The sequence below is a fragment of the Sporomusa sp. GT1 genome (genome assembly GCF_014634905.1).
Classification (GTDB): domain Bacteria; phylum Bacillota; class Negativicutes; order Sporomusales; family Sporomusaceae; genus Sporomusa; species Sporomusa sphaeroides.
Window position 1 is genome coordinate 1 of the sequence record NZ_BMBX01000034.1, and the last position, 26,296, is coordinate 26,296.

The following is a 26,296-nucleotide window of genomic DNA, read 5'->3' on the forward strand; positions in this document are numbered from 1 at the left end:
CATATCACTTTTAGAGTTATTATCCCATACCCATTTTTAAGATTCTATCCACTTTCTTGTTAGACGGTTACAATTAAAAAGCAAAAAGATCATCCATGGAACCAATATAAACTATATAGAGAGCATAATGTTGTACAATTACAGAGAAAATTAATGAGTAATCTTGATGATAGTGAATATTATGAAGTAGGGCTCGAACATATAGCGGAAAGCCTAAATGATCTAAAATATTTGAGCAATAACTTAAAATCATGTGAATCTTTTTTGAAGATAATAAACTATACTTTTAGGAATGCCATTAATATCTTAATTCTCATGGGAAAATGTAATCATGATCTAGTTAGGCCAATAGAGTTTAGATGTAGTACAGGTGTTGCTTCACACAATCCAGTGTATGATCCACTTACTGATAGTCATGAAGAATTGAGAATGTTAATTTTAAATTGTGAAAAATGTAAAAACATGCCATCCACAGATGCACTGTTTCCCAACTCTTCAATATGCTTTGAATTAGAAACGGAGTACTTCCGAAGAAAACAAAATGAAGATAAAATCTCTCTCATAGAATGTATTGGAAGAGAGGTTGCAATAAGAAATAATTATGTGGAAAACCGAGAAATGGCTCAAAAAAACAAACAAAGATTTAACAGCAAGAGAGTAGTTTTTAAGAGCAGAGGTAAAGAACCTATATATCTATCAATTGATTTTGAAAGTGGTGGATTTGAGGTTTTTGATCATAAGTTGGAGCATTTGGGCCAATTTTCTTTTGGTGGAGAAAAGATCAAAGAGGCCGACAGCATTAACCACCAGTTGATTGAATAATAACTGTTAAGTAAATTTCTTTTCATTAAATCGTGTAGCCAGAGTGAGCATATTAATAGCTGAATTTGTAACAAACTTTTGACAAAAGGTTTGACCAGATATCAGTTAAGTGACCTATTCAAAAAGATAAGGGCTGATTGATTAGTTGCTAATGCAGTGACGGTAGAGATGGTACAGAAGCGGATGGATGAGTTTAAAGCGTTATGTTTTAAGGCTATTAATCCCAATGAACAGAATCGAGCATTTAAGCTATTGGTCGAAAAAATAGTTTATGACAGAGACGATAATGGTTTAAGGTTGGAAGTAATGTAAAAATAATTGCAAAATGTAATATATTGAGAAACTCCTGCTAAATTTGTATTAATTTGGCGGGAGTTTTGGTTTTTATGCTAAATTTATAATTTGTAAAGTAAATAAAAACCGGTTTAGAGACACGGGACGGTGGTTCCTGTCCTGATTTAAATTGATAAGACCCACCGTCCGAAACCACTGATAAAGTCGCCTTTATCCACAAAAATCACCTATGAACCCGCACTTTACCGTTGGTATTTTTGAAAAAGCAATACTTTTTCAGCAGTTTCCCCACCGTCCTCTAGTCTTATTTCACCCTGGAAAAGCACCCCTGCGACCGCTTATTGAAGTCGCAAGGGTGCTTTGGGGCAAGATTATTCAGGTTTTATTTAATCAAATAATATCTTTTCCAGATTGGCGATAGCATCTTTGATATACTTATATGCATCTTCAACATTATTGAAGCCGTAGTATTCATAACGTTCGATTATATCGCCAATACTCTCTCCTTGCAAATCATTCCCTAAAAAGAAATCGATGCTTTCTTTTACCTTAGGGTCATTATTCGATATTGCATATTTATGACCCAGAGCAAAATTTATAGGGCTTTTCCAGTCAGATTTTGTCAAATTATCGTTCGCTTTTACTCCGAAGTCTGTATAATGACAATTAAGATATTTCCTAAGTAACCCTTCTAATTGATTTGCATAATTTAGCACTGTGTTTTCTTTACTCATAGCACTTCACCTCATTTTTTTAAATTTTTACATATTTTAATATAAAGTGCACCCCGTTGTCAATACATAGAGGCGGGAACAGTGATTCGGTCTTGATTTGAATGATAGCAATTTTGGACTTTATTACCAGCATTATGTTTATGCTGGTTTTTTTGTTTTACTTGACTTACCACAACATTCCAATTACAATAAAAACAACATCTAACAAATAATAACTATCCATTATATAACGTATGTAAAACCCAACCTAAGCAAATCCTAAATGGTAGCAATAAAATGAGGTGATTTAAGTGACGGTTAAGCACGTTAACCACCTGGCCAATGAAAAGAGTCCGTACCTATTACAGCACGCACACAACCCGATAGACTGGTATCCGTGGGGTGAAGCGGCGTTTGCGAAGGCGAGAGAAGAAGACAAGCCGATATTTTTTAGTTGTGGCTATAGTACGTGCCACTGGTGCCATGTCATGGAACGGGAATCTTTCGAAGATGATGACGTTGCAGCGTTGTTAAATAACTATTTTGTTGCCGTCAAGGTTGACCGGGAAGAGCGGCCTGATGTTGACCATATTTATATGGCGGTGTGCCAGGCTGTGACCGGGCAGGGTGGCTGGCCGCTGACTATTGTGATGACACCTGATAAGAAGCCGTTTTTTGCCGGGACGTACTTGCCTAAGCATGCCAAATGGGGCAGGCCTGGGATTATGGAAGTCTTGTCAATGCTGAAGGAACAGTGGGATCAAAACCGGGATAGGATTGAGGAAATTGGCGAAAAGCTGGCGCAATCCCTGAAACAGCCAGCGCTTAAGCCGGAGGCGGGGCAATTATCGCAAGCAACCCTGGAGCGTGCCTTTTCCCAACTGTTAAATGACTTTGACCCTAATCATGGCGGATTTGGGACTGCGCCTAAGTTCCCCACACCTCACAACTTATTGTTTCTGATGCGCTATTGGCGGAGAACTGGCGATAAGAAGGCCATTGCCATGGTAATCAAGACATTGGATGCGATGAGCCGCGGGGGGATTTATGATCATCTGGGCTATGGTTTTGCCCGCTACTCAACAGATACCAAATGGCTGGCGCCGCATTTTGAGAAAATGCTGTATGATAATGCCCTTTTATGTTACGCCTATGTTGAGGCTTATCAATGCACAGACGATCCGGATTTTGCCCGTATTGCCGGGGAAATAATTTCCTATGTGCTGCGGGATATGACGAGTCCGGGTGGCGCGTTTTATTCGGCTGAAGACGCAGATTCAGAAGGGGTAGAAGGTAAGTTTTACATATGGTCGCGGCAGGAACTGCTGGAACTCTTGGGGCCGGAACTTGGGGAATTGTTTGCCGATGTATATAATGTCACGCCGGAGGGCAATTTTGAGGCCGGCGCCAACATTTTGAATCTGATTTCCCGTGACCTGTATGACTATGCCGCCCAGCATGATCTTGATATCAATGAGCTTGAGGAAAAAATGGCTGAGGCCAGGCAGCTCCTCTATCGGGCACGTGAGCAGCGGATACCTCCGTTTAAGGATGATAAGATTCTGACAGCCTGGAATGGACTGATGATTGCCGCTTTGGCTAAGGCAGCCAGAGTGTTGCAGCGGGAAGAGTATGCTGAAGCTGCTGAACGGGCGGTAGAATTTGTTTTTACCAAACTTACTGCCGAGGACGGTAAGCGGCTGTTGGCCCGCTACCGGGATGGCCATGCGGCGTACCTGGGCTATGTCGATGATTATGCCTTCCTGCTCTGGGGTTTGCTGGAGGTCTATGAAACCACCTTTAATCCGAAATATTTGCGCCAGGCATTGGAGATCAGCGAAGAGCTTACACAGCTATTCTGGGACAAAGAAAATGGCGGGTTTTATTTTACCGGGAATGACGGCGAGGAATTGCTGCTGCGTCCGAAGGAGATTTATGATGGCGCTATCCCATCGGGAAATTCGGTGGCTGCCCTGGCTTTACTTAAACTGGCACGGTTAACTGAGGATAATAAGTATATTACACTGGTTGAAACTATGTTTAGCTGTTTTAGCCGCGAAGTGCAGCATTATCCCCGGGCCTATACATACTTTCTGTTAGCGCTCGATTACTACTTGTCTGTTCCCAGTCATATTGTTATCGCCGGCGAACGCGAAGACCCTGAAGTGCAGGCCATGCTGGCAGTTGCCGGGGGAAGGTTTATGCCGGAAACTACCGTTGTTTATAATGACCCGGTATATCAGACCGATAATTGGGAACTAATACCTGTAGCAGCCGGTCAGGAAGCAGTGGGTGGCCGCGCCACCGGTTATATTTGCGAAAACTTTGCCTGCCGGCGTCCTGTTCATACGCTTGCAGAATTTGAGCAGATGCTCACTAAACAAAGGGTAGGACAATAATTATATAAAAACAGTTATGTAAAAAGCTTGTTTGCTTACCTGTTAGTTGGTAAAATATATTCATACACTAACGTTTAAAGCAAAAAAAGCCAATTGAAAGGGGATCGTTAAAATGATCAGTGCAAAACTACAAAAAGCGATTAATAATCAAATCCAGGCAGAAATGTATTCGGCCAATTTATACCTGTCGATGTCTGGATACTGCATGTCCCAAAACCTAAAAGGTTTCTCAAACTGGCTAAGAGTGCAATATCAGGAAGAAACTGAACATGCACTAAAACTGCTTGATTATTTGCTGGAGCGCGGTGGCGAGGTGGAACTTCAGGCAATTGAAGCGCCGCCGACAGAATTTGGCAAACCGGTCGAAGTCTTTGAAAAAGTACTGGCACATGAAGAGCATGTTACCAGCTTGATTAATAAACTCTATGAAGTTGCTGTTGAAGAAAAAGATGTGGCTGCTCAGATTTTCCTCCAATGGTTTGTCACTGAGCAAGTTGAGGAAGAAGCTTCGGCTGGTGACATACTGGCACAACTGAGAATGATTGGTGACAAGACTGGCGGCATATTCTTCTTGGATAAAGAATTGGCGGCAAGAAAAGCCTAAACGATCACGGTCAGATGTCCAAGAACTAAGGAAGACCCCTGAATCAGGGGTCTTTTGTTTAAATTCGTACTCTGTGGGGAGGATGGAGGAACATGAGAAAGATAGTGATTATCGGCGGTGTGGCAGCAGGGCTTAAATCAGCCGCTAAAGCGCGCCGGGAAGACCCAACAGCGCAGATTACGGTATTGGAGAAGGGTACGCTCATTTCTTATGGTGCTTGTGGTATGCCCTATTATGTCGGGGGGTTGATCGCCGACGTGGATGAGGTCATGAAAACGCCGTCAGGTTCTGTGCGCAATGCCGTTTTTTTTAAGAATGGAAAAAATATTGATGTTCGTACAAGAACGATGGCTACGGCTATTAACAGAGTGGACAAAACGGTGGCAGCTAAGGCGCTTGAAACAGGAGAGGAACTGGAGTTTCCTTATGATAAACTGGTTATTGCCACCGGTGCCACTCCGCTCAGGCCGCCGCTGCCGGGTATTGAGCTCAGCGGTATTCACCAGTTCTGGCATCCGGATGATGCTGTTGCTATCCGTTCAGGTATTGATAATGGTCAAATCAAGAGTGCGGTGGTTATCGGTGCCGGTCTTGTTGGTATGGAGATGGCAGAGGCGTTCAAAACCCGTGGTGTTGACGTAACGGTTATTGAGATGCAGGACAAGGTGTTCCCGGCGTTCCTGGATGATGAAATTGCGGCTTCAGTGGCCGATTTTGCGGCAGCCAACGGCATAAAGCTGGCCTTGGGAGAAAAAGTAGAACAGTTTAATGGTGACGAAAGGGTTAAAGAGGTTGTTACCAATAAGCGCGTTATTCCGACCGATGTTGTGGTGCTGGCCATTGGGGTACGGCCTAATGCGGAACTTGCCAGGGCAGCAGGAATCACCATCGGACCTACCGGTGCTATTGCTGTGAACGAGTATATGGAAACCAATGATCCGGACATTTATGCCGGCGGCGATTGTGTGGAAAGCACCAATATGGTATCAGGCAAGAAAGTGTTTGCCCCGATGGGTTCGACAGCGAATAAGCACGGACGGGTTATTGGCGAAAATATTGTTGGCAAACGTGTTTCCTTTCGTGGGGTGCTGAATACTGTTGTGGTTAAGGTGTTAGACCTCAATGTCGGCAAAACCGGGCTTACCGAAAGAGAAGTCAAAGCGCTGGGCTATCAATATGTAACCGCTGTGGTGGGCGGATATGATAAACCCCATTATATGCCGGATGCCAAGTCGCTTACCATTAAATTGATTGTTGAGACCGGCAGCCGGAAAATCTTGGGCGCGCAAGCCTATGGCGAGGGTGATGTTGCCAAACGTATTGATGTTGTGGCCGCCGCCCTGACTATGAATGCCACCATTGATGATTTGTTTGACATGGATTTAGGGTATGCGCCGCCTTACAGTCATCCTATTGATAATGTTGCCGTGGCCGCGAATGCGGTTATGAACAAACTAAGCGATAAACCGGTGTAAAATTCATAACAGTGGTTCACACTAGCTTTGAGGTGATACTGCTGCTATGAAACCTTTTGTACCCAAACGCGCTTTTTTTGAACCCGAGGCATTGGAATATTCGTTGGGAAAAGAACTGTATGAAAAGCTGCAAGCCTTGGCAGTTCCGATAAAATTTACCGGATCACATAACCGGATAACCGGCATCCCGGGCAATACGGCGCAGGAGTCCTTTCGGCAAGCGAAACGCACGCTGGTAGTCGGTGTGAGAAAAAGTGTTGATTTTGCCGGTTGCAAGCCGTCGGCTCATTACCAGTTGCCGCTTAACACTAGTTGCCCGAGTATGTGTGAATACTGCTATTTGGCAACCACGCTGGGGAAAAAGCCGTATCTTAGAGTGTACGTAAATATTGAGGAAATCTTTGCCCGGGCCGAAAGCTATATGGCGGAACGTGCGCCGGAGATTACCTGGTTTGAGGGTGCGGCTACCTCTGACCCCATTCCTACCGAGTATCTGACAGGGCTTTTATCTAAAACGATTGAGTTTTTTGGCAGGCAGGAACTGGGACGGTTTCGGTTTGTTACCAAGCATGATAAAGTGGATACACTGCTGCATGCCCGGCATAATGGCCACACCCGTTTTCGTTTTAGCCTAAATGCCGAACCTATTATTGAAAAATATGAGCATGCCACGCCATCCATGTCCGCAAGGGTGGCTGCTGCGGCCAAAGTGGCGCAAGCCGGTTATCCGCTGGGTTTTATTATTGCTCCCATTTTTTACTTTCCCGGCTGGCAGGAAGCATACGCCAGACTGTTTGAGGCTTTGGACGCCCAATTGCCCGAAGATGCAAGGCATGATTTAACTTTTGAACTGATTTCCCACCGTTTTACCAAAAGAGCTAAAAATACTATTTTGGATTTATTTCCGGAGACGACTTTGCCTATGGATGAAAGTGAGCGTAAGCTTAAATACGGGCAGTTCGGTTATGTTAAGTATGTCTATCATTCTGCGGTAATGGGAGAAATAAAAGCATTTATGGAAGATAAGCTTGCCGCTATTTTTCCGCAAGCTAATATTGAATATCTGGTCTAAAACGATTGCCTGGATGTTTACAATAATTCTATGGTTCTGCCACTGTCTGGCAGGACTTTTTTTTATGTTGCGAGAATTGCTTAATTACACCTGAAAATTTTCGATATATAATATAGCGATACTTTGCTGAGATGTTATAGGGAGGGCTTTTATTTGGAGAAGTCGACAGTTATTGGTGTAGCTTTGGGAGTTGGCGCTGTTGTTATTGGGATGGCGCTTAAAGGTGCCAGTCCGGCTGCGTTGGTAAACCCGGCTGCATTTATGATTATTTTTGTTGGTACAGCTGCTGCTCTGTTCAATGCATTTCCGATGGAACAGGTCAGGAATTTCCCTGTATTAGTTAAGAAATTATTCAAACAGCAGGAGCTTATTCCGAAGTCGGAGCTGCTCACTCTGTTTGTCGAGTTGTCCCAAATTGCACGGCGGGAAGGTATTTTGGCATTAGAAAGCCGGTTGGAGGATATCAAAGATCCGTTTTTGAAAAATGGCATGAGCATGGTCATTGACGGCATGGATGTTGATTTTGTCCGGGATGTGCTTGATGCCGATATTGAAGCGATGGAAGAGCGTCACCGGGCTGGAGCGCTGGTTTTTGCGCAAGCCGGTATGTATGCGCCTACGCTGGGGGTATTAGGGGCGGTAATTGGTCTTATTGCCGCATTAGGCAACCTGGAAGATATCGAAGTATTAGGCCAATCCATTGCAGCGGCGTTTGTTGCCACTTTGCTGGGTATCTTTACAGGGTATGTGCTTTGGCATCCATTTTCCAATAAGCTTAAACAACTTTCAAAAGATGAGGTAGAAGTAAAGCGGATGATGGTGGAAGGTATACTGTCACTCCAGGCCGGTGATTCACCGATGGCGATAGAATCCAAGCTGTTGGTGTTTATTCCGCAAAAGGTCCGGGCTTTATTAAAGCCTCGACCGGAGGATAAGTAATGGCCAGGAAAATAAAAAAAGAGCATCATGAGGAACATGCCGACGAGACATGGCTTGTTCCCTACTCCGACATTTTGACATTACTACTGGCATTGTTTATTGTATTATTCGCTTCGGCGCAGGTCGACCAGAAAAAGTTTGATCAGTTGAAGGCCAGCTTTAGTATCGCCTTTAGTGGCAGCCCGGCGCTGCTTGAAAATCCAAGGCCGACTCAGCCTGAAAGTTCGAGTCCCAATCCGCCTGTACCGCATTTGCCAACCATTATGGAAGCTCTGCAGGGCACCAATGAAAAGGCGTATATGCAGGAAACCGTCCAGTTGATTGAATTGAAAAAGACGCTGGATCAATATATTGCCGATAATGGCCTGGGCGGTGATTTGACGACAACCTTAACCGACGACGGTCTGGTTATCCGCATTCAGGATACGGCCCTATTCCCGTCAGGCAGTGCTGATTTGCGCCCTGAGTCACGGCGGTTCGGCACTCATATAGCCAAGCTGTTGACGCCGCTTACGCAAAAAGTTACAGTGTCCGGTCATACCGACAATCTGCCGATAAATACCAGGGAATTTCCCTCTAACTGGGAACTTAGTTCACGGCGGGCAGTCAATTTTATGAGATTCCTCATGGCAGAGGAATCCGGACTTAGGCCTGAGCGCTTTAGCGCTACCGGTTATGGAGAATACCGGCCGGTTGCCGGTAACAATACAAGTGAAGGCCGGTCGGCTAACCGGCGGGTAGAGGTATTCATTCAGCGCAATTATCGCTTGTAGACCAGGCAAAACCCATAGAGAACTTAGTAAATCAATCTTAATATATTGCCTGTTGGAAAATGAGGCTGTTGTCAGGCCTCATTTTTTATTTATATATTATGGATATAATAACCTGTATTGTGCCGGTGGTTTTAAGAAAGATGAAGTACTTGTCTCGCTTTTTGCTTGGCTTTTTTAAAATTTGGTATATAATTGAAATTGAATTGTGATTGTATGGCAGGTGTTATGATGATTATTGGTATTGGCATGGATATTGTTGAGATACCCCGGATTAAGGCAGCTATTGAGCGGGAAGCATTTGTCAGGCGGGTGTTCACTGAGGCGGAAGCAGCATATTGCCGCAGCCGGGGTGTGCAGCAGGCGGCTTCGTTTGCTGCGCGCTTTGCCGCGAAAGAAGCGGTGGCTAAAGCGCTTGGCACCGGTTTTACCGGGGGAAATATTAAAGATATTGAAGTTGTGGCCGAGGCTGGCGGTAAACCAAGCATTGTTCTTCACGGCAGCTTTAACGAGCTGGCTAGCCGGCTTGGTGTCAGGAAAATACATGTTACCCTGACACATGCGCGGGAATATGCGGCAGCTCAGGCAGTGGCAGAAGGAGGCAGGTAAGTGATGAGAGTGGCAACAGCAAGTGAGATGCGGGAAATTGACAATATTGCAATTGATGAATATGGCATTCCTGGTACGGTATTAATGGAAAATGCCGGGGTGGCGGTAATCCGGCGGCTGGAGTCCATTTGGGAATCGCTCGCCGAACGGAAATTTTGTGTGTTAGCCGGCAAAGGCAATAACGGCGGTGATGGGTATGTAATTGCCAGACACCTTGCCAACCAGGGGGCCAAAGTTAAAGTATTTCTGTTAGGTGAAAAAGCAGGCATAAGCGGTGATGCCCGGATTAATCTTGACATCATTGATAAAATGGGTCTGGATATTATCGAGATTGTCAGTGAACGCGATTGGGATAAGGTGAAAGTGGCGGCTGCTTTTTCCGACTGTTTGGTGGACGCTCTTTTGGGCACCGGATTTCGCGGTGAAGTCGGCGGCGATATGGCCCATATAATTGATATCATGAATGCTGCCGGCAAGCTGGTTATTGCGGTAGATATTCCGTCCGGTGTAGAAGCCGATACCGGCCGCATTTGCGGCAAAGCCGTACAAGCCGCCTATACGGTTACCTTTGGTTTGCCAAAACCCGGCCTGTTTTTATATCCCGGGGCCGAATGTGCCGGTGAAATAACAGTGGCAGATATCGGCATACCTACAGCCGTTGTCAGCAGGCAAAATATAAAGCAGAATATCATTATGGCAGGCATGGTTCGGGCAATCCTGCCCAGGCGCAGTCCGGCCGCACACAAAGGTACAAGCGGCAGGACGCTGGTCATAGCCGGCTCGCGTGATCTTAGCGGCGCCGCCGCCATGGCTGCCGAAGGCGCGCTTAGAGCCGGGGCAGGCTTAGTTACACTGAGCGCTCCGGCCAGTTTGCAAAATCTACTGGCGATGAAGCTTACCGAAGTAATGACCAAGCCGCTGGCTGAAACCGAAACCGGAGGGATTTGCCGGGAGGCTGTCGGTGAAATGCTGCAGTTGGCCTCAGGCAGTGATGTGGTGGCCATCGGTCCCGGACTTGGCCGGCATGAGGAAACTGCGTCAGCGGTGCGCGAGACAATTACCGCAGCCCAGTGCCCGCTGGTTATTGATGCTGATGCACTATATGCGCTTGCAGGCTATACGAATCTGCTTAATGAATGTGCGGCCTTGCCGGTACTGACGCCACATCCGGGTGAGATGGCACGCTTGACCAAGCTTGACGTAGAGGCTGTTAATGCTGACCGTGTGGGAGTCGCCCGGCAGGCAGCCGGAGAATGGGGCTGCATTATCGTATTAAAAGGCGCCCGGACGGTAGTTGCTTTTCCTGATGGAGAAATATATATTAATACCACAGGCAATGCCGGTATGGCCACCGGTGGCACAGGTGATGTACTTACCGGTGTTATCGCCGGTTTGATTGCTCAGGGGATGTCCAGTCATGATGCGGCGGTGGCCGGTGTATATGTTCATGGTTTGGCTGGCGATGTTGCTGCTCAGGGCGGTATGGTCGGCATGACGGCTATGGATCTTCTTAAAGCAGTTCCGGCTGCTTTATACGGCATAACTGGCTGTTAAAGTATATAAAAAAGTTGACATTGATATATAACTAATTATATAATGATACTATCTTTAAATAGGCTCCATACTGGCGGGGGTGATGGTGTGGCAGAATTGCGGCGAATTATGATTAGCATTCCGAATGCATTGCTGCAGGAAGTGGACGGCATTATAGCTATGGACAAATTGAGCAGAAGTCAGTTTGTCAGGGAGGCCATGCGGCTTTATATAGAAGATCGTAAGCGTAAAGCAGTACGCGATATGATGAAAAAAGGGTATCAGGAAATGGCCGTTATTAACCTGACTTTAGCAGAAGAAGGCTTGCTGGCCGATGTCGATACATTTGAACTGATGCCAGGCTTGCTGGCGGAGCGTGAATAGCTATGATTGTTAAACGCGGGGACATATATTACGCTAATTTAAGTCCTGTGGTAGGTTCCGAGCAAGGCGGCCACCGGCCGGTGCTAGTCATTCAAAATGATGTCGGCAACAAATATAGTCCGACAGTTATTGTCGCAGCCATTACTTCACAAATTTCCAAGGCCAAGCTGCCTACCCACGTGGAAGTAAATGCAAAACAGTACAATCTTGAAAAAGACTCGGTTGTTCTTTTGGAACAATTGCGCACAATTGATAAACGGCGTCTGCGGGATAAAGTAACACATTTGAGCGAAGAGATAATGGGCAAAGTGGACGAAGCCATCCGGATAAGCATTGGCTTGGTTCAGCTGTAGATTGGAGAGAGGATAGGCGGGTGACTGCCTATTTTTGTTTATCTAAGCGCCCGGCTGTTGCATTGTTCTTGGTCATGGATACCTCCGGCCGGCAGAGTGCACATACATATTGGTTGGGGAGGAAGATATAATGAATCGAATTGGCAAATGGTCATGGCTGGTTATAGTTGTGACTGTTTTTTCGTTGGCCTTTATGGTCGGTTGCGGCGGTGTGAACATAACTGTCCAGCCTGAGGCCAGCATGGCGGCCGGCGCGGCCTCGGGTGCGCCGCTTACCGTTAAGGTGCTTGACGTGGGGCAAGGGGATGCCATTCTCATTCGCTCTAAGGAACAGGTAACGCTGATTGATACCGGTGATGTCCCGGCCAGGGATAAGCTTGTCAGTATGTTAAAGAGTCAGGGAATCGATACCATTGATAAGCTTATTATTACCCACCCGCATGCCGATCATCTTGGCGGTGCGGCAGCTTTATTCGACAATTTTACTATCAAACAGATATATGACAGCGGCCAAAAACATACATCCAATCTATATAAGCAATACCTGACCCGAATTCAAAAAAATAAAATTCCGTTTACGGTAGTTGCTGCAGGGATGACCATTGATTTGGGCAATGAAACAATTCTCAAGGTATTGGCACCGGAAAAACCATTTTTTAAGGGCACTGATTCTGATTTAAATAATAATTCCATTGTTGTCAAGCTGATGTATCGCGACTTTTCCATGATGCTGACAGGGGACGCGGAGCAAGAAGCCGAGGCAAGGCTGCTGGCCAATGATGCCGCCGGTCTTAAAAGTACAGTACTGAAGAGCGGTCATCATGGCAGCAAGACATCTTCCTCTACGCCTTTTTTGCAGGCTGTCAGCCCTGAAACGGCCTTGATCTCGGCCGGGCTCAACAATGAGTACCATCATCCGCACCCGTCAGTTTTAAAGAAATACAGCGGACAGAAAATAAAAGTATACCGTACTGATTTGGATGGCACACTGACTGTTATAACTGATGGCAAAACGTATACAATTACTAAGGAGCGATAAGCAGTCATGGAAATGAAAGCCGTAATTGACAGATTTGAAGGAAAAAAGGCTGTACTCTTAGTAGGGGACCAAGAAATCAGTGTAGTTTGGCCCAGGGAATTATTGCCGAAATGTGAGGAGGGCGATATTTTAGCAATACAAATGGCTGTCGATAGGGTTGCCACTGAGCAGGCCAGGGCGGAAATCGATGATTTGTTTGAACAAATTATGCAACAGAATACTGAGCCGGACAGCAAATAATTGGAATAAATTATAAAGTAATGGCATATATTTGTCTTTTTACAGTATTTATAACATAGCCTTGCAGGAATTTTGACAGGAAGCGCGAATTTTTAAAGGACACTTCGCGGTTTGGAGGTGCCTTTATTGCGAAAAATAGTGTTGTGTTTTGTGTTGGCTATGTTTATGCTGTCTTGGTCAGGCGTGCAGGCTGCGACGACTTCTGTGTCGGGGGCCAAGCCGGCAACTGATTTGCCCAGGATTGCTTCTGCGCAAACAGCTGGAGAACCAAGTGCCGGCCGTTTGGCTGAACTGAGCCAAGTCAGATGGGCAAACCACATTGATGCTGCGACCGGCATAACTACTATGCGGTTGGTTATGGATGTATCCAGTCCGGTGACAGCCAGCAGTACTGTTGTTGACGGCTCTACGCCGCGGCTGGTGCTGACCATCAAAGGGATGCTGCCGGGAAAATCGGTAACAGATCTTACCTTTGATGGCAAAGTGGCTAAAAAGGTTGCTTTTGATGCCAGCGGTCAGGATACCAAAGTAGTTATTGATTTGCCGCAGCTGCTCGAAGATACGGATTACAAGGTGAGTACCCTGCCCAGCGATGCTGAGGCCCAGCGGCCGTTTAGGGTTGTTGTCGACATTAAACAGCCGGCGCCGCCGAAAACTGCTCCTGCGGTTCCTGCCTTGAAAAAGACAGGAACGAAAAGCAATAGCCGTACTATTGAACTGAGCCAAGTCAGGTGGGCCAACCATAAGGATGCCGTGACCGGAACAAATAGTTTGCGATTAGTCATGGATGTATCCGCGCCGGTGAAGGCCAGCAGTGTAATTGTTTCGACTCCTACACCGCGGCTTGTGCTGACAGTCAAAGGGACGACACCGGGAAAAGCAGTGAAGAATCTTACGTTTGATGGGAAAATTGTTGAAAAGATTGCTTTCGATGTTAGCGGTCAGGATACCGAAGTTGTTTTCGATTTGCCGCATATGCTTGAGGATGCCGACTACAAGGTGAGCACCCTGCCCAGCGATGCTAAGGCCAAACGGCCGTTTAGGGTTGTTGTTGATATTAAGCAGCCGGAGCCTTTGCCCGACTTCTCCTTTACTCCCGGGCTGAAGAATAAACTGATTGTCCTTGACCCGGGGCACGGGGGCAGTGATCCCGGTGCTGTTGGTCCAAGTCAGTATTATGAAAAAACGGCGACTCTTGCAGTTGCTCAGAATGTAAAGCAACTGCTGGAGAAGGCGGGGGCTAAAGTTATCATGACCCGTCAGGATGACCGCGATGTATACGGTTCTAACGCTACCGATGTTGATGAGCTTAAAGCCCGCACGACAGTGGCCAATAACCGTAAGGCAGATGTATTTGTCAGTATTCACGCCAACTCCTTTACCGATCGTGCGGTAGGGGGCACGTCCACTTACTACTATCAGAAGACCCTGTATGATTCCATGCTGGCACGCTCTTTGCAAACAAGCATGATTGAGGCAGGCGGACTGCAGGACAGGCGGGCCAATCCGGCGAATTTCTATGTAATTAAGCGGACGCGCATGCCGGCAGCGCTTGTAGAGTTGGCTTTTATCTCCAATCCCCAGGAAGAAAAACTTCTACGCTCACCCGAGTTTCAGCAAAAAATGTCTCAGGGAATAGTGCGGGGCCTGGAACGGTTTTTTGAACAGGCCGCTAAGCTAAACTAAAGAGGTGGGTATTATGCGAAATAAACTTACATTATTGCTGGCTGCGCTCTTGCTGACAGTGACTTTCTTACTTGCCGGTTGTGATGGTGCAACTCCTGCTCCGGGGCAAGGTGGGACTGCTATACCGCCTAAAGCGGCTGAACAACCGTCGCCGGCAGGCACTGCTCCTAATTCAGAAAGCACTATGCAGCTTACGGTGTACCATGCTACCAAAGATGCCATGTATCTGGTGCCGGAAATCCATAAGGTGCCTGTTAACAGCCATCCTGCCAGGACTGCTATTGAGCTGCTGCTGGCAGGGACCAAAAACACCGAACTTGTTGGCGTTATGCCAGCAGGGGTTAAGCTGAAAAATGTGAAAGTCAAAGAACATATTGCCTATGTTGATTTTGATGATACATTGATTAAGAACAATAAGGGTGGTTCGGCAGGAGAAATTTTGCTGGTGGGGGCTATTGTTAATACCCTTACTGAATTCCCTGATATCCAAAAGGTGCAGATTCTGGTCGGGGGAAAAAAGGTTGAGACTATAGCCGGTCATATTGATGTCAGTGAACCGCTTAGCCGGTCAGAACAGATTATTAAAAAAATAACAAACTAAGACTTCAGATAAAGCAGCAGTTCTTCCCGGTGAAGGGCTGCTGTTTTATTTCTTTATGATTAAATCCTGTGGCTATACAACTTTTTTTCTTATGGTGGTATACTAGCCTTGCAGGAAATGTCTGCATAAAAGAGAAGTTATTAGAAACATTAGTGCCCTTGCGTCATTTACAAGGTACTAGGCAGCGTTAGAAGGTGGTGGTTCCAATGGACAAACTTAACGAGCTAGGAGAATTTGGGCTGATTGATCTAATTAAACAAGATACAATTCATGACCATGGCAGTGTGGTGGTTGGTATTGGTGATGACGCTGCCGCGCTTTTACCGACACCCAGACAGCTGCTGTTGCTTACCACAGATATGCTGGTTGAATCGGTACATTTTGATTTAGCAACCACAACTCCCTGGCAGCTTGGCTATAAATCCATTGCTGTAAATATAAGTGATATCGCCGCTATGGGCGGTGTTCCCCGTCATGCAGTGGTGTCTATCGCGTTGCCGCCTGCTACCTCGCCGGATTTTGTTGTCAATTTATATAAAGGCATGAAAGAAATCTGCCGTGAGTTTTCTGTTAACATTGTCGGTGGCGATACGGTTTCCAGTCCGCACGGGCTGGTGATCAATGTCATGGTGTCCGGTGAAGTCGAACCTGCCAATTTGGTGCGCCGCTCCGGCGCTCAGCCGGGGGATATTGTGGCCGTAACCGGATATCTGGGCAATTCTGCAGCAGGTTTGGCGCTGCTTGCTGCCGGTGAATGGGAAGATTATAATTTTGCCTGGCCTTTGGTGACGACTCATTTAACACCCCGGCCACAGGTCAAAGCCGGGCAGTTACTGGCCGGCTTCGGTGCTACCAGTATGGATGATATCAGTGACGGATTAGCCAGTGAAGCCCACGAAATAGCCAAGGCCAGCAAGGTTGGGATAAAGCTGTATGCCGGTCAAATTCCACTGGCCGCCGAGTTAAAAGAGGCGGCAGATAAACTGGGAAAACCGGCACTGGATTATGCGCTGTATGGCGGTGAAGATTTTCAGCTTGTATTTACTATGGAGCCGGGACAATATGAGGCTTTCAAGCAGGCCTATCCGGATATAACTATCTTCAGGGTGGGGGAGGTTGTCGAGGACGGCCAGGGAGTGACGCTTGTTGATGAAACAGGACAAGTACACCCGCTTGAGGCCGGAGGGTACAACCATTTCCGTCAGGAGGAGCAAAACGTTTTGTTAGATTTTAACAGCAATGGGCCGGAAGAGACATATCGTTTGGGGCAAGAGGTTGCCAAAGCGCTGAAGCCGGGGGATGTGCTATGCCTGTCCGGCGAGCTTGGTGCCGGCAAGACCTTGTTAAGTCAGGGGATTGCTGCAGGTCTTAATGTGGCTGATGCTGTTTCCAGCCCGACCTTTACTGTGCTTAATGTTTATGAAGGAATGATCGGTGACAGGCAAGTCTCTGTCTATCATTTTGATCTATACAGGCTTGAACATCCGGACGAACTTGCCGATATTGGTTTTGACCACTATGTAGAGTCCGGGGGGATTGCCATTATTGAATGGCCGGAAAAATTTGCCGAGTTTTTGCCTGCCGAGCACTTGTGGCTGACCCTAACGCCAGGTCATGATGCAAGTGAGCGGATCATTTGCCTTGCCCCGAAAGGGAAACGGTATAGAGAGCTTTGTGAGGAGTTGAAATAGATTTGCCTATTCTTGCTATCGATACAGCCACCCTTGTGTCCAGCGTGGCGATTGCCACCACAGACACGTTGGTGGCTGAACTTACTATTCAGACCCGGAAAACCCACTCGGAACGACTGATGCCGCATATTGCCAGCCTGCTTACTATGGCTGAAATGCCGCAGACCAGCCTGAAAGCAGTTGCTGTCAGTATCGGGCCAGGCTCTTTTACCGGTCTCAGGATTGGCTTGGCAACCGCTAAAGCACTTGCCTATGCGCTCAAAATTCCCTTAATCGGTGTGCCCACTCTGGCGGCACTGGCTTTTGCCTGCCCGGCTCCGGGGGCGCTTTTGGCTCCCATGCTGGATGCACAAAAAGGAAATGTGTATGTAGGCCTGTATGAATGGCAGGATAATATTATTGTGGAAGTGCAGCCACCGCAAGTGAAGGCTTTTGCCGAGGCGCAGACAGAACTCGCTAAGCTGGGCCGGCCTGTCTTATTGTTAGGTGAGGCGGCAGTTATGTATAGAGAGAATATTCCTAACCCTGCACCAGCGCATGTGGTAATGCCGCGTGCCGGCAGTATTGCGGTTATGGCTCAGCAGCTATATGCCCAGGGTGTACGGCATGATGTGGCGAGTCTGGAGCCGCTTTATATCAGACGTTCAGAAGCCGAAGAATTGTGGGAGCGGCGGCAGTCCCGGGGGTGCCAGAGTGGCTGAGATAAGTATCCGGCGTATGCAGACTGCGGATATTGATGCAGTGCTGGCAGTGGAGAATCAGGCCTTTGCTACGCCATGGTCACGGGCTGCCTTTGAATCAGAAATCAATGACAATGATTTGTCCCATTACCTGGTGGTTTTGGACGGCAGCCATATTGTCGGCTATGCCGGCTTCTGGCTTGTCGTTGATGAAGCGCATGTTACTAATGTTGCGATTTTGCCTGAATATCGCGGCCGTAAAATTGGTTCATTGCTTTTGGAACATATGATTCTTGCCGCCAAACTATTGGGAGCCGTCAGCATGACCCTGGAGGTCCGGCCTTCCAATACACCGGCCCGCAGGTTGTATGAGGCCCGTGGCTTTGTTGAACAGGGGATTCGCCCTAATTATTATGCCGAACTGGGAGAAGATGCGCTCATCATGTGGCTGGATAAACTATGAAAAAAAGAGACCACGGTTGAGTGTGGCCCCCAAAGGGTGATTGTGTAATTTAACATATGCCTGAGGGGGTAAAAAGGTGACAGGGCGGCTATAGCCGCCCTGTACGTTACACATTTATTGGAGAGTAGATTCATACTGCTCGATCATTTTACGAACCATGTGACCGCCTACGCGACCGCAGTCAGCAGAAGTCATAGTAGACCAACCCTGGCTACGAACCCGCTCAGAAATACCCAATTCGTTAGCTACTTCCATTTTCATGCGGTCAAGAGCGTTTTCAGCTCCCGGGTTTACAGGCTTATTCGAGCGTGCCATATGTGTGCACCTCCTTTCCCGGACTTTATGTTGTTGTCCTTGAATCTAATTTGGCTTGCTTTGAACATTAAAATACATTTTTCGCTCATGTAATAATTAGCAGACATATGATGGAGGTCTGGCCTTATGACGCAAAGTTTAACTTTGGCTTTAGAAACAAGCTGTGATGAAACATCGGCCGCGGTTGTCGCGAACGGGCGGACAATTTTAGCCAATATTATTTCTTCCCAGGTACCGACACATCAAAAATTTGGTGGCGTTGTTCCCGAAATTGCATCCCGCAAACATATCGAAAATGTGATCCCTGTTATTGAGCAAGCTTTGTCTGAAGCGGGAACGACACTTGCCGATATCGATGCCATTGGCGTTACCTATGGGCCGGGATTAGTCGGTGCGCTGCTTGTTGGTGTAGCAACTGCCAAAACTCTGGCGTTTGCCCTTAACAAGCCGTTGATTGGCGTAAACCATTTGGAAGGGCACATTTTTGCTAATTTCCTGGCCCATAAAGAGTTACAGCCGCCTTTCGTAGCGCTGGTAGTATCAGGCGGTCATACTTCCCTTATTCACCTTAAGGATTATAATGAGCTTGTGCTGCTGGGGCAGACCCGCGATGATGCCGCCGGTGAGGCTTTTGATAAAATTGCCAGGGTAATGAATTTTCCTTATCCGGGCGGTCCGCATATTGATAATGCCGCGAAGCAAGGTAATCCCCAGGCGATTGCCTTTCCCCGCGCTTTTGCCGTGCAGGAAGGCGAAAATAAGTTTGCCTTTAGCTTTAGCGGCTTAAAATCCGCGGTGTTAAATTACTTAAACAGCGCCAAACAGCGAGAGGAAACAGTCAGTATTCCTGATGTCGCTGCCAGCTTTCAGGCGGCTGTGGTTGATGTGCTGGTCATGAAAACCATAATGGCTGCCGAGCAGGTGGGTGTTGACAAAATTGTTTTAGCCGGGGGCGTAGCGGCTAATTCATCACTGCAGAGCGAAATGGCGGCCCGAACAACTGAACGGGGGTTCAAGCTTTTTTATCCGCCGGCTGTACTTTGTACCGACAATGCGGCGATGATTGCCTGCAGGGCGTATTATCAGTATTTGGCCAAGGATTTTGCCGATTTACATCTTAATGCTGTTCCCTCACTCAAATTAGGCTGCAGATAATGTGGACAACAATTAAATGACAATTGTGGATAATGTGGGTAAGTTTATAACAAACCACGCCGAAACCGTATTGCAGCAACTATGGTATTGTGCATAACCTTGTGGATAATGTGGATAAGTTCGGGGATAACCCGGGTAAAGGTCGTGGATAAATATATGGCTGTAACTTTGTGGATTTATGACCAGATGACAAGGAATTATTTGTGTTTTAGTTGAATACATAAAGAATTAGCAAGTGTTAGTTTTACTTTGCTGACAGAAGGTTCAACTTTTGCCTGATAACAAGCAGCATCGGCTTTCGCTTTTGCCCGGGGCTCAGCGCGAGTCGTGTTTTCTTTACCCTAACAGAAAGTATAGCTTTCTTACAAACAGGATAAGGGCAGCACCGACTTTTGCTTTTGCCGAGGCTTGACGTAAGCCGGGTTTTCTTTATGTGGAACGGGGGAACTATCTATGGGCGTGATTGTCGGTATTTGCCAAAAAATCACAGTATTAACTCCAGGGCAGATCCAGGTTCTTGATAACGCGGCAAGCGTACTGGGATTGGCTGCCGATCTTGCTCACGCTCAGGTTACACTGTATGCTCCCGGTCACAGCGAGAATTTTTTGGCTATTGTTGCTCAAGCTAAGCCCAGTACCAGTTATATTGATTTTAAAACCAATATTTTGGGCAGTACGGTGCAGGCAGGCGAAGAACCCTTGGTATGGCGGACACTTGTTTCGGGTGCTAATATCGCCGGACAGCGCGAATGGGCACTTGGTATGGATGCATTAGAAATGCAGGTTTATCCAATCAGGGATTTCGATGGCGGCCTTATTGCCGCTGCCAGCTTTGAAACCAATGCCCAGGAGGCTGGTGCCGACGGACACAGTATGCTGGTGGAAACAGCCTATATGCTTCTGACTATGGCTGCCATCGGCGGACCGCTCGACCGTAGGCTGTACCGGCCACTGAGTACGCGTGACGGTATTGTGGTGATTGATGAACGAGGTTGCATTACTTTTGCCAATTCGGCAGCCGATGCCATTTATAAAGTGCTTGGCATTAACCGGATCATTGGCCGTCGGGTATCTGACCGTCAAGTGAACATGAAGCTGGTGCAGCAGGCGCTGGCCACCGGGCAGCCGCTCGAAAAAGAGACGGAAGCCGGCCACATGATCTTAGTACAGCGGGCTATTCCGATTTTTGTCGGCGGCCAGGTAGTACGCACCGTGTTTATTATTGCCGATGTAACCGATATCAGAAAGAAGGAAAAGGAACTACTGGTAAAATCGGCAGTCATCCAGGAAATACACCACCGCGTTAAGAACAATCTACAGACCATTGCCAGTCTGCTCAGACTGCAGGCCAGGCGTACCAAGACACCGGAAGTTAAAGCAGCACTTAGAGAAAGTGTAAACCGGATTCTGAGCATATCGGTTGTTCATGAATTTTTATCTCAGCAAGACAGGGAATACATTGATGTGGCTGAAGTTACCAAAAATATTTTGGATTTAGTTATACAAAATATGCTTGAGCCTAACTTTAATATCGAAACAGTACTTAACGGCCAAACCGTTATCTTGCCTTCTGAACAGGCCAGCAGCTTGGCACTGGTCATTAATGAGCTTATTCAAAATTCCATTGAACATGGCTTTGTCGGACGCAAAGAGGGACTCATCGGGGTGGATATTACGACAACACCCGAAAGTTATCAGATAGATATCTATGATGACGGTATTGGCCTCCCTAAGGATTTTACCCTGCAAAATACCAACAGCTTGGGTTTGCAGATTGTCAGAACCCTGATTGAAAATGACCTTGGGGGGAAATTCCGCCTGTTTTCCCGTGCCGGAACCCATGCTTTTATTACTATTCCCCGGCTGATGGAAGGCGTTAAAGAGGCGAAGGAGGAATAACATGGACGCTTTGCGGATTGTAATTGCTGATAATGAGTCGATTATAAGAATGGACCTGAAAGAGATACTGGAAGAAGCCGGACATACGGTGGTGGGCGAAGCCTCAGACGGGGAAAAGGCAGTTGACCTGGCCCGTAAACATCGCCCTGACCTTGTCATTATGGATATCAAGATGCCGGAAATGGACGGGATTACAGCAGCCAAAATTATTTCTACCGAGAAGCTGTCACCGGTTCTGCTGCTAACGGCTTTCAGTCAAAAAGAGATTGTGGAAAAAGCCAAGGACTCAGGGGTACTGGCATACCTGGTTAAGCCGGTAAAAGAAGCTAATTTATTCCCTGCTATGGAAATCGCCTTATCCCGGTTTCAGGAGTTTGCTGAATTGGAGCGTGAACTGGAAGAAGTCAAAAACTCGCTGGAAACCCGGAAAGTACTTGACCGGGCGAAAGGCGTTTTAATGGATGCCTACAGTTTAACCGAAAGTGAAGCCTACCGGCGCATTCAACAATATAGTATGAGTAAACGGAAATCCATTCGGGAGGTGGCTGCCGCCATTGTCGAATCAGCCACCCGCAAAAGGTAAATAGACGAATTTTGTGTCAGGACAGAGACTATTATGGTTTCTGGCCTGAAATTTTTTTGAAGGTTTAAAAAAAATTACGTATTTTTACCTAAATGCTCTTGATTTTTTGAAGCGAATTTTATATTATAAGTTATAGATTAGCACTCAACTCGAATGAGTGCTAACAAAAAACTGTTAATATTAACACACAATAAAGGGAGGTCTTTACATGATTAAGCCATTAGGCGACAGAGTAGTGATTGAAGCTTTGGCAAAGGAGGAAGTTACCAAGAGTGGTATCGTTCTTCCGGACACAGTTAAGGAGAAGCCGCAGGAAGGCAAGATTGTGGCTGTTGGTTCAGGCAAAACTCTGGAAAATGGTCAAAAGGTTGCCTTAGAGGTTAAGGTTGGCGACAAGGTTATTTTCTCCAAATATGCCGGCAATGAACTTAAGGTTGAGGGCAAAGAGTACCTCATTATCAGTGAAAGAGACATCCTGGCTGTAATTGAATAATCAGCTAATTATTATAAAGTGAAAGGTAGGTAATACATAAATGGCTAAACAAATTTTATTTGACGAAGAAGCTCGTCGGGCGCTTGAGAGAGGCGTAAACGCTCTGGCTAATGCTGTTAAAGTTACTTTGGGCCCTAAAGGCCGCAATGTAGTGCTTGATAAGAAATTCGGTGCTCCGGCAATCACTAATGACGGTGTAACCATCGCCCGTGATATTGACCTGGAAGATCCGTTTGAAAATATGGGTGCGCAGCTTGTTAAAGAAGTTGCTACCAAAACCAATGATGTTGCCGGTGACGGTACTACCACAGCCACTTTGCTTGCCCAAGCTATGATTCGTGAAGGCATGAAGAACGTAGCTGCCGGTGCCAACCCCATGATTCTGAAAAAAGGTATTCAGCAAGCGGTAAACGTACTTGTTGGCGAAATCAAAAATAGCTCCCAAAAAGTTGAAACTAAAGATGCTATCGCTCAAGTCGCCTCCATTTCGGCTGGTGACGAAGAGATTGGTTCATTGATTGCGGAAGCCATGGAAAAAGTCGGTAAAGATGGTGTTATCACCGTTGAAGAGTCCAAAACCATGGGTACTGACCTTGATGTGGTTGAAGGCATGCAATTTGACCGCGGTTACATTTCCCCGTACATGATTACCGATCCGGACAAAATGGAAGCCGTTCTTAACGATCCTTACATTCTGATTACCGACCGTAAAATCGGCGCCATTGCCGACCTGCTGCCGGTACTGGAGAAAGTAGTTCAGCAAGGCAAAGAACTCTTAATCATTGCTGAAGATGTGGAAGGCGAAGCTTTGGCTACCCTGGTGGTTAATAAACTCCGCGGCACCTTCCGCGCTGTAGCTGTTAAATCGCCTGGTTTTGGTGATCGCAGAAAGGCTATGCTGGAAGATATCGCCATTGTTACCGGTGGTGCTGTTATTACCGAAGAACTTGGCCGCAAACTTGACAGCGTAACTATGGAAGACCTTGGCCGTGCCCGTCAGGTTCGCGTATCCAAAGAGGAAACTACCATTGTTGACGGTAGTGGTCAGGCTGAAGAAATTAAAAAGCGTGTTAACCAAATTCGCGCTCAGATCGAAGAAACTACTTCTGATTTTGATAAAGAAAAGCTCCAGGAGCGTCTGGCCAAATTGGCTGGCGGCGTAGCCGTTATCCAAGTGGGTGCTGCTACTGAAGTTGAGCTTAAAGAGAAAAAACTGCGTATCGAGGATGCCCTGAATGCTACTCGCGCCGCTGTTGAGGAAGGCATTGTTGCCGGCGGCGGCACTACCTTCATCAGCATTCAAGCCAGCCTGGAAAACCTGAAGCTTGTCGGTGACGAAAAGACTGGTGTAGAGATTGTGAAACGGGCCATTGAAGAACCGGTACGCCAAATCGCTAACAACGCAGGTCTTGAAGGCTCGGTTGTTGTTGCCAATGTTAAAAAAGCCGGTAAGGGTGTTGGCTTCAATGCTCTGACTGAAGAATATGTTGACATGATTGCTGCAGGTATTGTTGACCCGGCGAAGGTTACTCGCTCGGCGCTGCAAAATGCTGCCAGCATCGCGGCTATGGTTCTCACTACCGAAACTCTCATTGCCGATAAGCCTGAGAAAGACGGCGGCGCTGCTGCTGCTATGGGCGGCATGGGCGGTATGGGTGGTATGGGCGGCATGGGCGGAATGATGTAGCCCCTTGCCCCTTAGAGCAGAATAATCTAATAATTAAGACAACCCCCTTCCCTGTGAAGGGGTTTTCTTATATAATACTAGTAGTCCACCAAGCCCATAAGATTATTCTAAGCAGCCTTACGGAGGTAATACATTGGAATACAATCATATTGAACAAAGCCGCATACCTGCCTGCACGCTTGATGAACAGTTATTTACTAAGCTATGGGGTATTTTCAGTCAGGATGGAGAGTTCCTCTGGCATGCTACCATTGGTGAAAATGATGATCTCTTAGGCAAACAGGAATTAGAAGAACGCCCGGTTCAGGCGATTGAGAGCTGGGAGCAGCTTATTGCTGTTGCCAGGAAGATGCCGCGGATAGATCAACTTACGCTGACCGTGGAAGTGCCGGAAAAGGGGACAATCGCCATTGCCCTGAAAAACTTTGTTCCCTGCAGTGGCAAGCTTATTGTCACCGGTGCAGAGGAACAGTGGGTCAATGACCGGTTTGACGACTGTATGGCGTTGTTTACCGCCAGAAAAAAAACATTTAACACGTTGCTGTATACCCGGTTGGGGTTTGATGTTGTCCAAACAGTCATTCCACTCGGCAGTATGTTTGTCATTGTTTTACTGGCTGCTGTGTTTTTTATTCCTGTCGAAATTAGGATCAGCGAGTGGTATTGGTGGATAACGGGGGCTACCATTATTATAACTTTGCGCTCCGCCTATTCGGTATCCAACTGGCTTATTGTTTATTTCATGAACAAATACCCATATATAAAGTGGCAAGGGCGGTAGTACTAGCATAAACCCCGTGCCTGACGCATACATACTTAGTATCTTATCTGTATTAAAACTCTGTTAATTTAGCACAGATGAGGTATTAGTAGAGCTGCGGAAGGAGGGGGATATATGATTATCAGCTTGCGCCGCCTATTTAATAACCGGAATGTTTTCTATAGTATTATTGGATTATTTGCCATATCTGCCATGTATGTGCAGGTAGCTGACGTAGTTTCAGGCGGGCCGATTGCTATTGCGGGGACTCGTACCGACCAAAAGGTAGTGGCGCTTACGTTTGACCATTCCTGGGGAAACAAATTCACTCCATCCATTCTGGATACCTTGCAGAAAAATAATATCAAATCAACATTCTTTATTATGGGGCCATGGGCGACAAAGTTTCCGGAAGTGGCGCAGCGTATAGCCCAAGACGGTCATGAAGTTGCCAGCCACGGGCATCGGCATGAAAATTACGGCGACATGTCGCCTGAATGGGTGAAAGAAGATATCAGCAAAGCCCATGCTCAGATTAAAGAAGTCACCGGCGTCGAACCACGGCTGCTGCGACCGCCCAATGGCCATTACAGTCAGAAATCATTAAAAGCTACCGACGAGCTTGGCTATAAAACAATTATCTGGAATGTCGATTCGCTGGACTGGAAAAACCCCGGCCGGGATGTAATTGTCGAAAGAGTAATGAAACGCCTGAAACCGGGAGCCATTATTTTGATGCATGCTTCCGACACTCCGGTACAGACAGCCGATGCCCTGCCTATTCTCGTGGAGAAGATTCGGGCCGAGGGATATACCTTTGTTACGGTTGGCGAATTGTTAGAAAAATACAGTGATAAAGGAATACAGAGACACTAGTACCCAGGGATTGTCCTACGTTGCTTATAGTGACGGTAGTAACTGTCATTGTAGCAAGCTAGGGCAATCTCTTTTTTTATCCTTATTTTCCTACCAGGGAGGATTTTGGCGATATATGGCGAACTTGATATGATTGCATAAAGTACCGGGCTTACGCCGAT

The 26,296-nt window shown here is 46.8% G+C and carries 27 protein-coding genes; 25 read left to right on the plus strand and 2 right to left on the minus strand.

Annotation, left to right across the window (positions count from 1 at the left end; translation table 11 throughout):
- Positions 1 to 153: 153 nt before the first annotated feature.
- A complete protein-coding gene (locus tag GT1_RS20065; RefSeq protein ID WP_188400208.1) occupies positions 154 to 822 on the plus strand; it encodes a hypothetical protein in 669 nt (222 codons plus the stop codon).
- Between the two features lie 680 nt (positions 823 to 1,502).
- Here the strand turns inward: GT1_RS20065 and GT1_RS20070 are convergent.
- A complete protein-coding gene (locus GT1_RS20070; RefSeq protein ID WP_188400209.1) occupies positions 1,503 to 1,850 on the minus strand; it encodes a hypothetical protein in 348 nt (115 codons plus the stop codon).
- A 290-nt stretch (positions 1,851 to 2,140) separates the two neighbouring features.
- Here GT1_RS20070 and GT1_RS20075 point away from each other — a divergent pair, with 290 nt between their 5' ends.
- The 17 genes from GT1_RS20075 (at position 2,141) to rimI (ending at position 18,367) form a co-directional block, all read left to right on the plus strand.
- Positions 2,141 to 4,228: a thioredoxin domain-containing protein gene (locus GT1_RS20075; RefSeq protein ID WP_188400210.1), complete on the plus strand. Its 2,088-nt coding sequence runs from the start codon at positions 2,141 to 2,143 to the stop codon at positions 4,226 to 4,228.
- A 112-nt stretch (positions 4,229 to 4,340) separates the two neighbouring features.
- Positions 4,341 to 4,832, plus strand: coding sequence for a ferritin (locus tag GT1_RS20080; protein WP_075754141.1), 492 nt, complete (start codon positions 4,341 to 4,343; stop codon positions 4,830 to 4,832).
- A 92-nt stretch (positions 4,833 to 4,924) separates the two neighbouring features.
- Positions 4,925 to 6,307, plus strand: a complete 1,383-nt coding sequence (locus tag GT1_RS20085) for an FAD-dependent oxidoreductase (RefSeq protein WP_188400211.1) — start codon at positions 4,925 to 4,927, stop codon at positions 6,305 to 6,307.
- Positions 6,308 to 6,353: 46 nt separating this feature from the next.
- Complete coding sequence (splB, locus tag GT1_RS20090) at positions 6,354 to 7,379, plus strand: spore photoproduct lyase (RefSeq protein ID WP_188400212.1); 1,026 nt, start codon at positions 6,354 to 6,356, stop codon at positions 7,377 to 7,379.
- 153 nt (positions 7,380 to 7,532) lie between these two features.
- Positions 7,533 to 8,318 (plus strand): flagellar motor stator protein MotA, encoded by a 786-nt coding sequence (motA, locus tag GT1_RS20095; RefSeq protein WP_075754147.1) that lies wholly within the window; start codon positions 7,533 to 7,535, stop codon positions 8,316 to 8,318.
- Entirely contained in the window at positions 8,318 to 9,091 is a 774-nt protein-coding gene (locus GT1_RS20100; RefSeq protein ID WP_188400213.1) for a flagellar motor protein MotB, read from the plus strand. Before motA ends, GT1_RS20100 begins: the two co-directional genes overlap by 1 nt.
- Positions 9,092 to 9,304: 213 nt before the next feature.
- Positions 9,305 to 9,697, plus strand: a complete 393-nt coding sequence (locus GT1_RS20105; protein ID WP_376742015.1) for a holo-ACP synthase — start codon at positions 9,305 to 9,307, stop codon at positions 9,695 to 9,697.
- Between the two features lie 3 nt (positions 9,698 to 9,700).
- Complete coding sequence (locus GT1_RS20110) at positions 9,701 to 11,251, plus strand: NAD(P)H-hydrate dehydratase (protein ID WP_188400231.1); 1,551 nt, start codon at positions 9,701 to 9,703, stop codon at positions 11,249 to 11,251.
- Positions 11,252 to 11,338: 87 nt separating this feature from the next.
- Positions 11,339 to 11,614, plus strand: a complete 276-nt coding sequence (locus GT1_RS20115; protein ID WP_181382953.1) for a CopG family ribbon-helix-helix protein — start codon at positions 11,339 to 11,341, stop codon at positions 11,612 to 11,614.
- Positions 11,615 to 11,616: 2 nt separating this feature from the next.
- Complete coding sequence (locus tag GT1_RS20120) at positions 11,617 to 11,967, plus strand: type II toxin-antitoxin system PemK/MazF family toxin (protein ID WP_075754156.1); 351 nt, start codon at positions 11,617 to 11,619, stop codon at positions 11,965 to 11,967.
- Positions 11,968 to 12,097: 130 nt separating this feature from the next.
- Positions 12,098 to 13,006 carry a ComEC/Rec2 family competence protein gene (locus GT1_RS20125; protein WP_188400214.1) on the plus strand — a complete coding sequence of 303 codons (909 nt, stop codon included), beginning with the start codon at positions 12,098 to 12,100 and terminating at the stop codon, positions 13,004 to 13,006.
- Between the two features lie 6 nt (positions 13,007 to 13,012).
- A complete protein-coding gene (locus GT1_RS20130) occupies positions 13,013 to 13,246 on the plus strand; it encodes a DUF3006 domain-containing protein (protein ID WP_188400215.1) in 234 nt (77 codons plus the stop codon).
- 126 nt (positions 13,247 to 13,372) lie between these two features.
- Positions 13,373 to 14,932, plus strand: a complete 1,560-nt coding sequence (locus tag GT1_RS20135) for an N-acetylmuramoyl-L-alanine amidase (protein ID WP_223226399.1) — start codon at positions 13,373 to 13,375, stop codon at positions 14,930 to 14,932.
- 13 nt (positions 14,933 to 14,945) lie between these two features.
- The gene (locus GT1_RS20140; protein ID WP_188400216.1) at positions 14,946 to 15,533 is read left to right on the plus strand and encodes a GerMN domain-containing protein; all 588 of its coding nucleotides are present in this window, start codon (positions 14,946 to 14,948) and stop codon (positions 15,531 to 15,533) included.
- A gap of 206 nt (positions 15,534 to 15,739) precedes the next feature.
- A complete protein-coding gene (thiL, locus tag GT1_RS20145; protein WP_188400217.1) occupies positions 15,740 to 17,224 on the plus strand; it encodes a thiamine-phosphate kinase in 1,485 nt (494 codons plus the stop codon).
- A gap of 2 nt (positions 17,225 to 17,226) precedes the next feature.
- A complete protein-coding gene (gene tsaB, locus GT1_RS20150; protein WP_188400218.1) occupies positions 17,227 to 17,925 on the plus strand; it encodes a tRNA (adenosine(37)-N6)-threonylcarbamoyltransferase complex dimerization subunit type 1 TsaB in 699 nt (232 codons plus the stop codon).
- The gene (gene rimI / locus GT1_RS20155) at positions 17,918 to 18,367 is read left to right on the plus strand and encodes a ribosomal protein S18-alanine N-acetyltransferase (protein WP_188400219.1); all 450 of its coding nucleotides are present in this window, start codon (positions 17,918 to 17,920) and stop codon (positions 18,365 to 18,367) included. The genes tsaB and rimI overlap by 8 nt, the downstream gene beginning before the upstream one ends.
- A 114-nt stretch (positions 18,368 to 18,481) precedes the next feature.
- Here the strand turns inward: rimI and GT1_RS20160 are convergent, their stop codons facing one another.
- Positions 18,482 to 18,682, minus strand: a complete 201-nt coding sequence (locus tag GT1_RS20160; RefSeq protein WP_075754166.1) for an alpha/beta-type small acid-soluble spore protein — start codon at positions 18,680 to 18,682, stop codon at positions 18,482 to 18,484.
- Positions 18,683 to 18,808: 126 nt separating this feature from the next.
- Here GT1_RS20160 and tsaD point away from each other — a divergent pair, with 126 nt between their 5' ends.
- The 7 genes from tsaD (at position 18,809) to pdaB (ending at position 26,135) form a co-directional block, all read left to right on the plus strand.
- Positions 18,809 to 19,837, plus strand: a complete 1,029-nt coding sequence (gene tsaD, locus GT1_RS20165) for a tRNA (adenosine(37)-N6)-threonylcarbamoyltransferase complex transferase subunit TsaD (protein WP_188400220.1) — start codon at positions 18,809 to 18,811, stop codon at positions 19,835 to 19,837.
- A 453-nt stretch (positions 19,838 to 20,290) separates the two neighbouring features.
- Positions 20,291 to 21,736: a sensor histidine kinase gene (locus GT1_RS20170; protein ID WP_188400221.1), complete on the plus strand. Its 1,446-nt coding sequence runs from the start codon at positions 20,291 to 20,293 to the stop codon at positions 21,734 to 21,736.
- A 1-nt stretch (position 21,737) separates the two neighbouring features.
- Positions 21,738 to 22,319 carry an ANTAR domain-containing response regulator gene (locus GT1_RS20175; protein WP_188400222.1) on the plus strand — a complete coding sequence of 194 codons (582 nt, stop codon included), beginning with the start codon at positions 21,738 to 21,740 and terminating at the stop codon, positions 22,317 to 22,319.
- 208 nt (positions 22,320 to 22,527) lie between these two features.
- Positions 22,528 to 22,812, plus strand: coding sequence for a co-chaperone GroES (gene groES / locus GT1_RS20180; RefSeq protein WP_188400223.1), 285 nt, complete (start codon positions 22,528 to 22,530; stop codon positions 22,810 to 22,812).
- Between the two features lie 40 nt (positions 22,813 to 22,852).
- On the plus strand, positions 22,853 to 24,499 hold the full coding sequence (gene groL / locus GT1_RS20185) for a chaperonin GroEL (protein WP_188400224.1): 1,647 nt from the start codon (positions 22,853 to 22,855) through the stop codon (positions 24,497 to 24,499).
- Positions 24,500 to 24,632: 133 nt separating this feature from the next.
- On the plus strand, positions 24,633 to 25,280 hold the full coding sequence (locus GT1_RS20190; protein ID WP_188400225.1) for a hypothetical protein: 648 nt from the start codon (positions 24,633 to 24,635) through the stop codon (positions 25,278 to 25,280).
- A 114-nt stretch (positions 25,281 to 25,394) separates the two neighbouring features.
- The gene (gene pdaB / locus GT1_RS20195; protein WP_188400226.1) at positions 25,395 to 26,135 is read left to right on the plus strand and encodes a polysaccharide deacetylase family sporulation protein PdaB; all 741 of its coding nucleotides are present in this window, start codon (positions 25,395 to 25,397) and stop codon (positions 26,133 to 26,135) included.
- Positions 26,136 to 26,296: the final 161 nt, after the last annotated feature.